The 13704-nt window shown below is 70.6% G+C and carries 13 protein-coding genes and 1 riboswitch; of the genes, 8 read left to right on the top strand and 5 right to left on the bottom strand.

Annotation, left to right across the window (positions count from 1 at the left end; genetic code table 11):
- Positions 1-145: 145 nt before the first annotated feature.
- Entirely contained in the window at positions 146-784 is a 639-nt protein-coding gene (locus OG432_RS08590) for a GNAT family N-acetyltransferase (RefSeq protein WP_328309367.1), read from the bottom strand.
- Between the two features lie 79 nt (positions 785-863).
- On the opposite strand from OG432_RS08590, the gene OG432_RS08585 reads away from it, so the two are divergent.
- The 3 genes from OG432_RS08585 to OG432_RS08575 all read left to right on the top strand — a co-directional run bounded on the left by OG432_RS08585 (position 864) and on the right by OG432_RS08575 (position 2851).
- Complete coding sequence (locus OG432_RS08585; RefSeq protein ID WP_328309365.1) at positions 864-1784, top strand: helix-turn-helix domain-containing protein; 921 nt, start codon at positions 864-866, stop codon at positions 1782-1784.
- A 70-nt stretch (positions 1785-1854) separates the two neighbouring features.
- A complete protein-coding gene (locus OG432_RS08580; protein ID WP_328309363.1) occupies positions 1855-2067 on the top strand; it encodes an EF-hand domain-containing protein in 213 nt (70 codons plus the stop codon).
- Positions 2068-2149: 82 nt separating this feature from the next.
- Positions 2150-2851, top strand: coding sequence for an NADPH-dependent F420 reductase (locus OG432_RS08575; RefSeq protein WP_328309361.1), 702 nt, complete (start codon positions 2150-2152; stop codon positions 2849-2851).
- A 101-nt stretch (positions 2852-2952) separates the two neighbouring features.
- Here OG432_RS08575 and OG432_RS08570 read toward each other — a convergent pair whose 3' ends face one another.
- The 4 genes from OG432_RS08570 to gcvT all read right to left on the bottom strand — a co-directional run bounded on the left by OG432_RS08570 (position 2953) and on the right by gcvT (position 7375).
- Positions 2953-4335 carry an L-serine ammonia-lyase gene (locus OG432_RS08570; protein ID WP_328309359.1) on the bottom strand — a complete coding sequence of 461 codons (1383 nt, stop codon included), beginning with the start codon at positions 4333-4335 and terminating at the stop codon, positions 2953-2955.
- Between the two features lie 159 nt (positions 4336-4494).
- Positions 4495-5754, bottom strand: a complete 1260-nt coding sequence (gene glyA, locus OG432_RS08565; RefSeq protein ID WP_328309357.1) for a serine hydroxymethyltransferase — start codon at positions 5752-5754, stop codon at positions 4495-4497.
- 30 nt (positions 5755-5784) lie between these two features.
- Positions 5785-6159 (bottom strand): glycine cleavage system protein GcvH, encoded by a 375-nt coding sequence (gene gcvH / locus OG432_RS08560; protein WP_328309356.1) that lies wholly within the window; start codon positions 6157-6159, stop codon positions 5785-5787.
- A 100-nt stretch (positions 6160-6259) separates the two neighbouring features.
- Complete coding sequence (gene gcvT / locus OG432_RS08555) at positions 6260-7375, bottom strand: glycine cleavage system aminomethyltransferase GcvT (protein WP_328309354.1); 1116 nt, start codon at positions 7373-7375, stop codon at positions 6260-6262.
- A 153-nt stretch (positions 7376-7528) separates the two neighbouring features.
- Positions 7529-7626, bottom strand: a riboswitch (glycine riboswitch).
- Between the two features lie 238 nt (positions 7627-7864).
- Between gcvT and OG432_RS08550 the strand changes: the two genes are divergently transcribed.
- The 5 genes from OG432_RS08550 (at position 7865) to OG432_RS08530 (ending at position 13662) form a co-directional block, all read left to right on the top strand.
- The gene (locus tag OG432_RS08550; RefSeq protein ID WP_443058560.1) at positions 7865-8575 is read left to right on the top strand and encodes an AAA family ATPase; all 711 of its coding nucleotides are present in this window, start codon (positions 7865-7867) and stop codon (positions 8573-8575) included.
- A gap of 144 nt (positions 8576-8719) precedes the next feature.
- Positions 8720-9493: an enhanced serine sensitivity protein SseB gene (locus OG432_RS08545; protein ID WP_328309350.1), complete on the top strand. Its 774-nt coding sequence runs from the start codon at positions 8720-8722 to the stop codon at positions 9491-9493.
- Between the two features lie 168 nt (positions 9494-9661).
- Entirely contained in the window at positions 9662-10459 is a 798-nt protein-coding gene (locus OG432_RS08540) for an enhanced serine sensitivity protein SseB C-terminal domain-containing protein (RefSeq protein WP_328309348.1), read from the top strand.
- Positions 10460-10859: 400 nt separating this feature from the next.
- Positions 10860-11858 carry an ABC transporter permease gene (locus OG432_RS08535; protein WP_328309345.1) on the top strand — a complete coding sequence of 333 codons (999 nt, stop codon included), beginning with the start codon at positions 10860-10862 and terminating at the stop codon, positions 11856-11858.
- A 55-nt stretch (positions 11859-11913) separates the two neighbouring features.
- The gene (locus tag OG432_RS08530) at positions 11914-13662 is read left to right on the top strand and encodes an ABC transporter substrate-binding protein (protein WP_328309343.1); all 1749 of its coding nucleotides are present in this window, start codon (positions 11914-11916) and stop codon (positions 13660-13662) included.
- Positions 13663-13704 lie beyond the last annotated feature (42 nt).

Genomic DNA, 13704 nt, shown 5'->3' with positions numbered 1-13704 from the left:
TTATCGCCCAGTGGCGGAGCGTGAGGATCCGGCGATCGGAATATGGCGTGAACTCCTCTTTGTGTGGCGCAAAGCGACCGTTTGCGTACTTCGAACAGTCAGGCCCGTGCCGGGCCCGCGCCGGTCGGGCGGCGGAGTCCGTCGGTCAGTGGGCGAGCAGCAGGGCCTCCGAGCCGACCGGTCTGAAGCCGGCGGCCTGGAAGGTGCGCACGCTGCGCGCGTTCCCCGGCGACTGCTGGGCCCAAAGCGTCCCACCCGGCACCAAGTGACGGGCGGAGCGGGCCAGTTGGGCACCGAGACCGCTGCCGCGCGCGAACTCGTCGAGTTCGAGGGCGACCTCCCAGCGCCCCGCGACGCCCCGTCCGAGTACGAGTACGCCACCGTCCGTCGCCCAAACCCGCACCTCGTCCCGGAACTTCAAGGCCCGCACCACCCGCGGATGCGCCGGATCCTCGATCTCCCGCAGCGCCAGGGGCGGCCCGCCCGGCAGGGCGGGGGCGCAGGTCAGCAGGTCGACGCAGTTCATCGACCGGCCGGTACGAGCCATCAGGGCGGCAAGGAAGGCGGGGTTCATCGACGCGCCGAGGGGGTCGGCGTCGGTCGCCGCGAGGGTGGCCCGGAGCCAGTCCTCGTCCTCGTCCAGGAAGATCACCGAGTGCGCGGTGAACGCCAGGACGCCCGCGTCGCGCGGCCCCGGCTGCGCCACGAGCGTCGTGCCGCCGTCGGCCGGCGGGAAGTGGCCTGCGGCCGCGGCCGCCAGAATGTCCCCGAGCGTGTGATCCATCGCCGTCCCCGTTTCTCTCACCCTGCCCCTTGAGCTGCCCCTTGAGTCTCCACCCACTGGAAACGGGAGACTCGGCGACGTGATCGACGACGGCTCGGAAACCTTCACCATCGGGCAGCTCGCCCGCCGTACCGGACTTCCCGTGCGCACCATCCGTTACTGGTCCGACATCGGCGCGCTGCCGCCCGTCGGGCGCTCGGCCGGGGGGTACCGGCTGTACGACGCGGCCTCCGTGGGGCGCCTCGAACTCGTGCGTACCCTGCGCGAACTCGGGCTCGGTCTCGACGACGTGCGCCGGGTGCTCGCCCGGGAGGTCACGGTCGCCGAGGTCGCCGCGGCTCACGTCGCGGCCCTCGACGCGCAGATCAGGTCCCTGAAGCTGAGCCGGGCCGTCCTGTCGACCATCGCCCTGAGACAGTCCGGAACCGAGGAGATGACACTCATGAACAAGCTGGCGCGGCTCTCCGCCCTTGAGCGCAAGCAGATCATCGACGACTTCACCGACGACGTGTTCGCCGGCCTCGACGACACCAACGCACACTTCCACGCCCGGGTCCGCGGCGTGGCCGCCGAACTGCCGGACGACCCGACCCCGCGCCAGGTCGACGCATGGATCGAGCTGGCCGAACTCGTCGAGGACGACGGCTTCCGTGCGCTGGTGCGGCGCATCGCCGCGAGCAACTCCGAGGATTTCCGGGAGCGTTCGCGTGAACCGCAGGCCTACCTCGCCTTCGCGAAGCAGGTGGCCGCACTCGCCGGCGGAGCCCAGGAGCGGGGTGTCGCGCCCGACAGCGCCGAGGCCGACGCACTCCTTGACGAACTCTTCGGCGTGGGCGCGGACCGGGCGGCGGTCCTGGAACGGGTCGGCGTCGGCCCCGACCTGCGCGTCGAGCGCTACTTCCAGCTGCTCGCGATCGTCAACGGGTACGAGCCGCAGCCCGGCTCGGCCGCCGCCTTCCCATGGCTGGCCGCCGCACTGCGCGCCCACGTGGGCGGCTAATGTGACCGGCGTCAGAAAAGCACCGAGCAGTGGCACCTAGCAGTGGCACCAACAAAGGGGTGGACCCGCAGTGGCGGACATCGAAGAGGCGCGCAAGGCGTTCGCGAAGCTCGACGTCGACGGCGACGGACGCGTCACCGCGAGCGAGTACAAGGCGGTCATGGCGCAGCTGGGCGACTACCACGTCACCGAGACCGTGGCCCAGGCCATCATCAAGGCCAAGGACGCCAACGGCGACGGCAAGCTCTCCTTCGAGGAGTTCTGGGCCTCGCTGAACAAGTGACCCCGAACGGCGCCGGTGGTGTACGTCCGCTGACGCGGTACGCCACCGGGGCCGGGCCGGAATAACCCGCCGTATCCGCGGGTTGCCGGAGCGTGCCAACGCACTCTCTCCGGAAGGCCAGCTCATGAAGATCGGCATCATCGGCGCGGGCAACATCGGCGGCAACCTGACCCGCCGCCTCACCGCGCTCGGCCACCAGGTGTCCGTCGCCAACTCCCGCGGCCCGCACACCCTTTCCGCCCTCGCCGAGGAGACCGGCGCCACGGCGGTCACCGTCGCGGACGCGGCCGACGGCGCACAGGTCGTCGTGGTCACCGTCCCGCTGAAGAACGTGCCCGACCTGCCCGGCGGCCTGTTCGACAAGGCGGCCGACGGCTTCGCCGTCATCGACACCGGGAACTACTACCCCAAGGAGCGCGACGGCCGGATCGACGCGATCGAGGACGGCCTCCCCGAGAGCCGCTGGACCGAGCATCACATCGGCCACCCGGTCATCAAGGTCTTCAACGGCACGTACGCGCAGGACCTGCTGGACCGCCCCCGCCCCCAGGGCGACCCCGAGCGGATCGCCGTACCGGTGGCGGGCGACGACGCGGCCGCGAAGAAGCTGGTGCGCGAACTCGTCGACGAGCTGGGCTTCGACACCGTCGACGCCGGCGGCATCGACGACTCCTGGCGCCAGCAGCCCGCGACCCCCGTCTACGGCCTGCGCGGCGGAGTCGCGGAGATCACCGAGGCCCTGGCGGCCGCCCCCGAGGAGCGGCCCGCCGCACATCGTTTCTGAGCCCGTTCACGCCGCCCGTCCTGGACCGGAAGGGCGGGGCAGGACAAGACAGGGCCCCGACCGTGCCTACGGTGCGGACGCGCGGGTCGGGGCCTGTCGCGTCAGCACTCGATGATGTTCACCGCGAGCCCGCCGCGGGCCGTCTCCTTGTACTTGACGCTCATGTCCGCCCCCGTCTCCTTCATCGTCTTGATGACCTTGTCCAGGGACACCTTGTGGCTGCCATCGCCGCGCATCGCCATCTTGGCGGCGGTGACGGCCTTCACCGCGGCCATGCCGTTGCGCTCGATGCACGGGATCTGGACCAGACCGCCGACCGGGTCGCAGGTCAGGCCCAGGTTGTGCTCCATGCCGATCTCCGCCGCGTTCTCGACCTGCTCGGGGGTGCCGCCGAGCACCTCGGCGAGGGCGCCCGCCGCCATCGAGCAGGCCGAGCCGACCTCGCCCTGGCAGCCGACCTCGGCGCCGGAGATCGAGGCGTTCTCCTTGAACAGCATGCCGATCGCGCCGGCCGCGAGCAGGAAGCGGACGACGCCGTCCTCCTTCTCCTGGGAGGACCCGCCGGGCACGAAGTTCATGTAGTAGTGCAGGACCGCGGGGATGATGCCGGCGGCGCCGTTGGTGGGCGCGGTCACGACGCGGCCACCCGCCGCGTTCTCCTCGTTGACGGCCATCGCGTACAGCGTCGCCCACTCCATGGCGTGCGCCTCGGGGTTGCCCTCGGCGCGCAGCAGGCGGGCGGTGTTGGCGGCGCGGCGGCGCACCTTGAGGCCGCCGGGCAGGATGCCCTCGCGGGACATGCCGCGCGCCACGCAGGCCTGCATGACCCGCCAGATGTCGAGGAGCCCGGAGCGGATCTCGTCCTCGGTGCGCCAGGCCTTCTCGTTCTCCAGCATCAGCGCGGAGATCGAGAGACCGGTGTCCCGCGCGAGGCGGAGCAGCTCGTCGCCGGTGCGGAAGGGGTGCTTGAGGACGGTGTCGTCCGGCACGATCGGGTTGTCGCCGGCCACGGCATCTTCGTCGACGACGAAGCCGCCACCGACCGAGTAGTACGTCTTCTCCAGGAGCAGCCCGCCGTCGACGTCGTACGCGAAGACCGTCATGCCGTTGGCGTGGTACGGCAGCGCCTTGCGGCGGTGCAGGACCAGGTCGTCGTCGTAGGCGAAGTCGATCTCGTGCATGCCGAGCACGTTGAGGCGGCCCGACTCCTTGATCTGCTCGACGCGGGCGTCGGCGCTCTCCACGTCGACGGTGCGCGGCGAGTCGCCCTCGAGGCCGAGGAGCACCGCCTTCGGGGTGCCGTGGCCGTGGCCGGTCGCGCCGAGCGAGCCGTACAGCTCGGCCCGTATCCGCGTGGTGTGCGCGATCAGGCCCTCGTTCTTGAGGCGCGCGGCGAACATCCGGGCCGCCCGCATCGGGCCGACGGTGTGGGAGCTGGACGGGCCGATGCCGATCGAGAACAGGTCGAAGACCGAGATGGCCACGGGAGACTCCTTGTGGGGGTTGGTAGACGCCGTTGTCTGCCGGGGTAGTGCAGAGCAAAGCTGGCACAGCAAATGGGATGGGGCACCGCGCTCACTACCCAGTGTGCGCGGTGCCCCGGGGCTTCGTCCCGAATGAACCGGGAACGAAAGCGTACGAAACTACTTCAGGCCGGGGTACAGGGGGTGCTTGGCGGCCAGAGCGGACACCCGCGCCGACAGGGCGTCCTTGTCGAACTCCGGCTTCAGGGCCTCGGCGATGACGTCGGCGACCTCGCGGAAGTCCTCGTCGCCGAAGCCGCGGGTGGCGAGCGCCGGGGTGCCGATGCGCAGACCCGAGGTGACCATCGGCGGCCGCGGGTCGTTCGGGACGGCGTTCCGGTTGACCGTGATGCCGACCTCGTGGAGGCGGTCCTCGGCCTGCTGGCCGTCCAGCTCCGAGTTGCGCAGGTCCACCAGGACCAGGTGCACGTCGGTGCCGCCGGTCAGGACGTCGACGCCGACGGCCTTCACGTCGTCCTGGACCAGGCGCTCGGCCAGGATGCGGGCGCCGTCCAGGGTGCGCTGCTGGCGCTCCTTGAACTCGGGCGAGGCCGCGACCTTGAAGGACACCGCCTTCGCCGCGATGACGTGCTCCAGGGGGCCGCCCTGCTGACCGGGGAAGACCGCCGAGTTGATCTTCTTGGCGAGCTCCTGGGTCGACAGGATGACACCGCCGCGCGGACCGCCGAGGGTCTTGTGCGTGGTGGTGGTCACGACGTGGGCGTGCGGCACCGGGTTGGGGTGCAGGCCCGCGGCGACCAGACCCGCGAAGTGGGCCATGTCGACCATCAGGTACGCGCCGACCTCGTCCGCGATGCGGCGGAAGGCGGCGAAGTCCAGCTGGCGCGGGTACGCGGACCAGCCGGCCACGATCAGCTTCGGCTTCGACTCCTTGGCCAGGCGCTCGACCTCGGCCATGTCGACCTCGCCGGTCTCGTCGACGTGGTACGGGACCACGTTGTAGAGCTTGCCGGAGAAGTTGATCTTCATGCCGTGGGTCAGGTGACCGCCGTGGGCCAGGTTCAGACCCATGATCGTGTCGCCCGGCTTGAGCAGCGCGAACATCGCGGCCGCGTTGGCCTGGGCGCCCGAGTGGGGCTGCACGTTGGCGGCCTCGGCGCCGAACAGCGCCTTGATGCGGTCGATCGCGATCTGCTCGACCACGTCGACGTGCTCGCAGCCGCCGTAGTAGCGGCGGCCCGGGTAGCCCTCGGCGTACTTGTTGGTGAGGACCGAGCCCTGGGCCTCCATGACCGCGACCGGAGCGAAGTTCTCCGAGGCGATCATTTCGAGGGTGGACTGCTGACGGTGGAGCTCGGCGTCGACGGCCGCGGCGACGTCCGGGTCCAGCTCGTGGAGGGGCTGGTTCAGAAGCGACATCAGTAGATCCCTGTATCCCTGTGGTCTAGGTCAGCTGGCGAAGGCGGTGTACTCGTCGGCGGAGAGCAGGTCGCCCGGCTCGTCCGCGACCTTCACCTTGAACAGCCAACCGCCCTCGAACGGGGCCGAGTTGACGAGCGACGGGTCGTCCACGACGTCCTGGTTGGCCTCGACGACCTCGCCGGTGACCGGGGAGTACAGGTCGCTGACCGACTTGGTGGACTCCAGCTCGCCGCAGGTCTCGCCGGCGGTCACCGTGTCACCCACCGCCGGAAGCTGGACGTACACGACGTCACCGAGCGCGTTGGCCGCGTGCTCCGTGATACCGACCGTCGACACGCCGTCCTCGGCGCTCGACAGCCACTCGTGCTCCTTGCTGTAGCGCAGCTGCTGCGGGTTGCTCATGACCTGAATTCTCCTGTACGCGGGGGAGTGCTGCTGACGGGGTCTCGACGAGTGTCTCGGACGCCGAGCGGGGAAAGGGGCTGCCCGAGGGAGGCGCGCGTCACTTCTGGCGCTTGTAGAAGGGCAGCGCGACGACCTCGTAGGCCTCGTGCGTCCCACGGATGTCGATGCCGACGCCGGCCGTGCCGGGCGCGGCGTGCGCGGCGTCCACGTACGCGATCGCGATCGGCTTGCCGAGCGTCGGGGAAGGGGCGCCCGAGGTGACCTCGCCGACGACCTCGCCGCCGGCCACGACCGAGAACCCGGCGCGCGGCACCCGGCGGCCCTCGGCGATCAGGCCGACGAGCTTGCGCGGCGGGGCGGCCTCGGCCTTCGCGGCGGCGGCCTCCAGCGCCTCGCGGCCCACGAAGCCGCCGTCCTTCTCGAACTTCACGACCCGGCCGAGACCGGCGTCGAACGGGGTCAGCGCGGTCGTCAGCTCGTGCCCGTACAGCGGCATGCCCGCCTCCAGGCGCAGCGTGTCGCGGCAGGACAGGCCGCACGGCACGAGGCCCGCGCCCTGGCCGGCCTCGGTCAGCGCGCGCCACAGCTGCTCGGCGTGCTCGGGCGCGACGAACAGCTCGAAGCCGTCCTCGCCGGTGTAGCCGGTGCGGGCGATGAGCGCGGGGACACCGGCGACGGTGCCGGGCAGGCCCGCGTAGTACTTCAGGCCGTCGAGGTCGGCGTCGGTCACGGACTTCAGGATGCCCGGGGACTCGGGGCCCTGCACCGCGATCAGCGCGTAGGCGTCGCGGTCGTCGCGGACCTCGGCGTCGAAGCCGGCCGCGCGCTCGGTGATCGCGTCGAGCACGATCTGCGCGTTGCCCGCGTTGGCGACGACCATGTACTCGCTCTCGCCCAGGCGGTAGACGATCAGGTCGTCGACGATCCCGCCGTCCTCCTGGCAGATCATCGTGTACCGGGCCCGGCCCACGCCGATGGTGGCGATGTTGCCGACGAGCGCGTAGTTCAGCGCCTTCATGGCCTCGGCGCCGGTGACGGTGATCTCGCCCATGTGGGAGAGGTCGAAGATGCCGGCGCGGGTGCGGACGGCGTTGTGCTCGTCGCGCTCGCTCCCGTACCGCAGCGGCATGTCCCAGCCCGCGAAGTCGGTCATCGTGGCGCCCAGCGCACGATGCAGGGCATCGAGGGAGGTCAGACGGGGAGTGTTGCTCATGGACGGTGCTCCAAGGTCCCGGGGCATGACGGTCGAGGACATCCTCCCCATCTGTCATCGGAACCTGAGAGGTTCACCGTCGCGCGCTGCGCGGCACGGCTTGCACCTTGGGTGGGACCGCCCGGCAGGGGACGGCCCGCTTTTCAGATCTGCCTCACCCGCGCGGTACGGGGCCTGAGAGATTCAAGGGAGGAACTTGCTCCTTCGGCGCCCCAGCTCACAGCTGCTGAGGACTCTCCCGCGCGGATTCGAACGGCCGGTATGCAGTTGGCGGGCACATCATTGCACGCCTCCCGGAAGCGGCACATCGCCGACGGCCTATTACCCACTCTTTACACTCCGTGGGCAAGGGACGCGGAAGCGAACAGGGGGAGTGCCATGACGGCGGGACGCAAGACCGGTCAGGTGCGGGAGGCGCGGGAGGGGCAGGAAGGGTGGGAACCGCGGGAGGCACCCGAGGCGCCCGCGCCGAACGGGCCCGGCCGTGCGGTGCCGACGCCGCGCACGGCGCCGACCGTGCGCGAGGCGGGCGCGGCGCACGAGGAGAACCGGCGGCACGAGGGGAGCGGGCCGCGCGGGGCGGGCGCGGGGAACGCGTCGGGCGTCGGGAACACGGCGGGCGCGGTGCGCGGGGCGGTGCGCGACCTGCGCGGGCGGCCCGAGCGCACACCGCCGGAGCTGCTCTTCGACGCGGGAGACGTCGTCGTCGTGTCGGGCCTGCCCGGCAGCGGCAAGACGACCCTGATGCGGCGCACCGTCACCGACCGCCACATCGACTCCCAGGACACCCGGGTGGCATGGCAGCGCCGGCTGCCCGGGATCCCGTACGCCCTGTACCGCCCGCTCACCCGCACCGCGCACTTCGTGCGCACCTGGTGGGCGCTGCGCTCCGGCGACAGCCTCGTCGTGCACGACTGCGGCACCCAGGCGTGGGTGCGGCACTGGCTGGGCCGGGGCGCGCTGCGCCGGGGAAGGGCGCTGCGCCTGGTCGTGCTCGACGTACCCGCCGGCACCGCCCTCGAGGGGCAGGCCGCCCGGGGCCGCTGGGTGTCGGCGTACGCCTTCGCCCGGCACCGCGGCGCGGCCCGCCGCCTCATCGCCCAGGTGGAGGCCGGGCGGCTGCCGACCGGATGTGCCACCGCGGTGCTGCTCGACCGGGAGTCCGCCACCGTGGTGCGGCGGATCGGCTTCGCCGAGTAGCGCCGGGTGGCGCGCGCCGGGTCCTTTCGCGGGGGCTTTTCCGCCGCCGCGGGTACGGCGTTAGGGTCGAGGGGTACGGCCGTGCGGGCCGGCGGACGGTCGGGGGACGAGCCGGCAGGCAGCAGGGGGAGAAGGACAGCACACATGAACTTTCCGGAGCAGGCGTTCGCGCATCCGCTCGGCGGCGGAGGCTGGCCGGGCAACGAACTCGAAGAGGCGCTGGCCGCGGCCCTCGGGCAGCCCGACGCGGGCCCGCGGCTGATAGAGGTGCTCGGCCGCAACGCGGTCTGGGTGCCGCTGCCCAACGGCGGCAGTCAGGAGAGCGCCGACCTCGACCTGCCCACCATGGAGCTCGACGGCGCCCCCTATGTGCCCGTCTACAGCTCCGAGCAGCAGTTCCTGCAGTGTGTCGGTTCCCACATGTCGTTCGCGGTGGCGCCCGCAGTCGAGTTCGCCCGGGGGCTCCCGCCGCAGCTCGGCATCGTGGTCAACCCCGAGGGCGCCGTAGGGATGCCGCTCCCGCCGCCGGCCGTGGCCGAGCTGTGCCGTACCGGGCGTACCGCACTCGACGGACCCGCGTCCGGCGCCCGGGTACGCCTCTTCGAGCCCGACTGGCAGGAGGACCCGGTCGACTTCCTGAGCGCCGCCGCCGCCGAGTTCGAGGCGACCGGCGTGGTGCTCAGCGCCCGCCGCGCGCTCGCCTCCATCGAGGGCGAGGCGCCCACGCTCTTCATCGGCGTGGAGTTCTCCACCTGGGACGGCGCGGGCCGCAACGCCCCGATGGAGGCGCTGGGCCGCGCCCTCGACCGGGCCGAGGTCGGCTGGCCGGTCCATCTGGTCCTGCTCGACGTGACGCAGGATCCGGTCGCCACCTGGATGCGCGACCGGGTGCGGCCCTTCTACACCCGGGTCCAGTAGCGACCGGCGGGTACGTCACGGCAGGTCTTCGCCGCGCCATGGCGATGTCTGTACGGCGGCTTAACCTGGTTTCATGACCCTTGCAGCCCCGCAGCCGCACGCGTGTGCCCGGGGCCGCGGGGCGGCGCAGGCGTCGGCACGGTGGATCGAAGAGGGGCGGAACCCAGGGTGAGCGCGTCAGGCACCGCGGCGGCCGGGCAGGTCGAGCACATGCTGCGCCAGGTGACGCCCGGACGCTACGACATGTACGAGGCGCTGCTGCACGCCCTCGCCGACCCCGCGTCCGGCCGGCTCTGGATGCTCCTGTGGAACGGCCGGCCGGGCTCGCCGGACGCGCAGTACGGAAACATGGAGGTCGACGGTGTGGCCTACGCGCCCTGCGTGACCTCCCCGCAGGAGCTCTCCGCCAGCGGCTGGAACCGGGCGCACGAAGTGGCCGGCGCCCTCGACGTGGCCCGCGCCCTGTACCCCGACCGGTACGGGATCTGGCTCAACCCGCACGCCCCCGGCGGCGGGGTCGGCGTTCCCTGGACGGATCTGCGGCGGATCGCCACCGGGCTCGACCGGATGCCCGCCGGGCCGCTCCGGCTCTGCGAACCGGCCGTCGAGGTCCCGCAGTTCTACGCCCTGCTCGCGCAGAACGCGTACCGCACCCCGGCCGTCCGCTCGCTGCGCCGCGCCTGGGTGCAGCCCGCGCTCGGCTCGCCCTACCTCGCCATCGGTCTCGACCTCTACGACACCGGCGCCCAGTCGGTCGACGCGGTGCGGGCCATGATGCGGCAGTCCGTCGCCGCCGTGCCCGACGGGCTCGCGGTGTCCACGGTCGCGATGTCCGACGTCCACGACCCGGTCACCATGTGGCTGAAAGCAAACACCCGGCCGTTCTACGACCGCGAGGCCCACGCGGCCCCCGCGCCCGGTACGTCCGGATACGGCTACCCGCCGGCCGCCCCGCGCGCCTACTGAGACCGGCCCCGCCCGGGGCCGCAACCGGGACAGACCCGGCCAACTTCCCTCGCACGCCCGGAGAATGTCCGTTCTGATGCGGCGAAGACCGCAATGGGACGAGGCGTCACCTGCGCCCCAACTTCCGCACGTCCGGCCCTGGTTAACCCGTGTCCGCATAACGGAAACTCCCATTCCGCATCACGTTTGCGCATACTTTCGCCGTCAGGACTGGCGGGTGATCGCGACGCCGATGAAGACTCCCGGCAATAAGGCTGGTCGGCCCGTGGGGCGCCAGTCTCGCGCTGAGCGGACAGGGCTGTGCGTGCCCTGCGCAGATTCACCGCACCACTGATGAAACAAGCCGCCACAGCGGCTGGTACGGGCCGGCCACCGCCGGCCGGGAGGGGTCAGAGGCACTGTGACCGCACCGATCGAGACCACCGGTTCGGCTGCCGAAGCGCAGCCGGAGGCAGTACTCACGGGGGCCAAGCAGAGCCAGATCGAGGGCCGTTCACTCGGACAGATCGCCTGGGCGCGGTTCAAGCGCGACAAGATGGCGGTCGCCGGCGGCGTTGTCGTCATCCTGCTGATCCTCCTCGCGGTTCTGGCGAAACCGATCCAGTGGGCGTTCGGGCTCGACCCCAACGCCTTCCACCAGGATCTGATCGACCCCGCCCTCCTCGCGCCCAAGGGCGCCTGGGGCGGAATGAGTTGGGCCCACCCCCTGGGTGTGGACCCGCAGTACGGACGAGACATCATGTCCCGCATCATCGAGGGGTCCTGGGTCTCGCTCCTCGTCGCCGGAGGCGCCACGCTCCTCGCCGTCACCATCGGCGTGATCATGGGCGTCACCGCGGGCTTCTACGGAGGCTGGGCGGACGCTCTCATCAGCCGCACCATGGACGTCTTCCTGGCGTTCCCGCTGCTGCTGTTCGCCATCTCCATCTCGGCGTCCCTGCAGGACGGCGCGTTCGGTCTCACGGGACTGCCGCTCCGGATCTGCGTACTGATCTTCGTGATCGGCTTCTTCAGCTGGCCGTACATGGGCCGCATCGTGCGGGCCCAGACCCTCAGCCTGCGCGAACGCGAGTTCGTCGAGGCGTCCCGAAGCCTGGGCGCCCGGGGCTGGTTCATCCTCTTCCGTGAGCTGCTGCCGAACCTCGTCGCGCCGATCCTCGTGTACGCGACGCTGCTCATCCCCACGAACATCCTCTTCGAGGCGGGCCTCAGCTTCCTCGGCGTCGGCATCGCGCCGCCGCAGGCCTCGTGGGGCGGCATGCTCACCTCAGCGACCGAGCTGTACGCGGCCGACCCGCAGTACATGATCGTGCCGGGCGTGGCCATCTTCATCACGGTCCTGGCGTTCAACCTGCTGGGCGACGGGCTGCGCGATGCCCTCGACCCGCGCACCAAGTAAGCACGCGGCCCGCTGTATCCCAGCCGCACTTATCCCTAGAGGGGGCATTCCTCCGGTGAAGTCTCGTAAAGCGACCCTGGTGATCGCCACGACCGTGGCTCTGGCACTCGGTGCCACGGCGTGCGGTGGCGGCGACAAGAAGTCGTCGGGCGGCAAGTCCACCGCCGACGCCGCGCTCACGTCCGTGGTCAACGCGTCCAGCAAGAAGGGGGGCACGCTCACGCTCGACATGTCGGACGTGCCCGACTCCCTCGACCCGGGCAACACGTACTACGGCTGGGTGCAGAACTTCTCGCGCCTCTACAGCCGTACGCTCACCACCTTCAAGCCGGCCGCGGGCAAGGCGGGCCTTGAGGTCGTGCCGGACCTCGCCGAGGGTCTGGGCGTGCCCAGCGACGGCGCCAAGACGTGGACGTACAAGCTCAAGAAGGGGCTCAAGTACGACGACGGCACGCCGATCACCGCGAAGGACGTCAAGTACGCGGTCGAGCGCTCCAACTTCGCGCCGGAGGCCCTGTCCAACGGCCCGACGTACTTCAAGGCTCACCTGATAGACGGTGACAAGTACCAGGGCCCGTACAAGGACAAGAACCCCGACGGCATCTCCTCCATCGAGACGCCGGACGACAACACCATCGTCTTCAAGCTGAAGGACGCCTTCGCGGACTTCGACTACCTGGCGACCTTCTCGCAGACCGCCCCCGTGCAGGCCGCGAAGGACAAGGGCGCCGCCTACGTCCAGAACATGTCCTCCACCGGTCCCTACAAGGTCCAGTCGTACGAGGAGGGCAAGGGCGCCACGCTGGTCCGCAACCCGCAGTGGGACCCGAAGACCGACCCGAACCGGCCGGCGCTTCCGGACAAGATCGTCATCAAGTTCAAGATCAACGCGGTGACGATCGACAACGACCTGATCGCCGACAACCTGACCGTCGACGCGGGCGGCACGGGTGTCGCGCCGCAGACCCAGCCCAAGGTCCTGCGCGACCCGAAGCTGAAGTCGCGCACCGACAGCTCCTACGCCGGCGCGACCTCGTACATCGGTCTGAACGTCAACGTCGCCCCGTTCGACAACATCCACTGCCGCAAGGCCGTCCAGTGGGGCATCGACAAGGCGTCGATCCAGGCCGCCGCGGGTGGCGCGCCCAAGGGTGACATCGCGTCCACGCTGCTGCCGCCGACCGTCAACGGGTACACCAAGTTCAACGAGTACCAGACCCCCGGTGACAAGGGCGACGAGGCCAAGGCCAAGGACGAGCTCAAGCAGTGCGGGCAGCCGAACGGCTTCTCCACCAGCCTGACGGCCCGCTCCGACCGCCCGTCCGAGATGGCCATGGCCACCGCGGTGCAGGCCTCGCTGAAGAAGATCGGCGTCAACGCCGACATCAAGTCCTTCCCGGCGGGCAAGTACTTCACCAACTTCGCCGGAAACCCGCAGTACGTGCACGACCACAAGCTCGGCATGCTGATGACCGCGTGGGGTGCCGACTGGCCGACCGGCTTCGGCTTCCTCGACCAGATCGTCAACGGCTCGGCCATCAAGCCCTCCGGCGGCAACAACGTCCAGGAGCTGAACGACCCGGCGATCAACAAGGCGCTCAACGACGCCATCGGCAACACGGACAAGAACGCCCGTGAGAAGGCCTGGGGCGACATCGACAAGATGGTCGCGGACAACGCCTCCGCCGTCCCGCTGGTCTACCGCAAGAACCTGCTGTTCCGCCCCGAGTCGGCGACGAACGTGACGGTGACGCAGGCCTACCTCGGCATGTACGACTACCTGCTGATGGGCTCCTCCAAGTAACACGGACCCCGTCCACCAGAAACACGAAAGGCAGGTGAAGGC

The organism is Streptomyces sp. NBC_00442 (assembly GCF_036014195.1).
In the GTDB taxonomy this organism is placed as follows: Bacteria; Actinomycetota; Actinomycetes; order Streptomycetales; family Streptomycetaceae; genus Streptomyces.
This window is presented reverse-complemented; position numbering and strand designations above follow the sequence as displayed.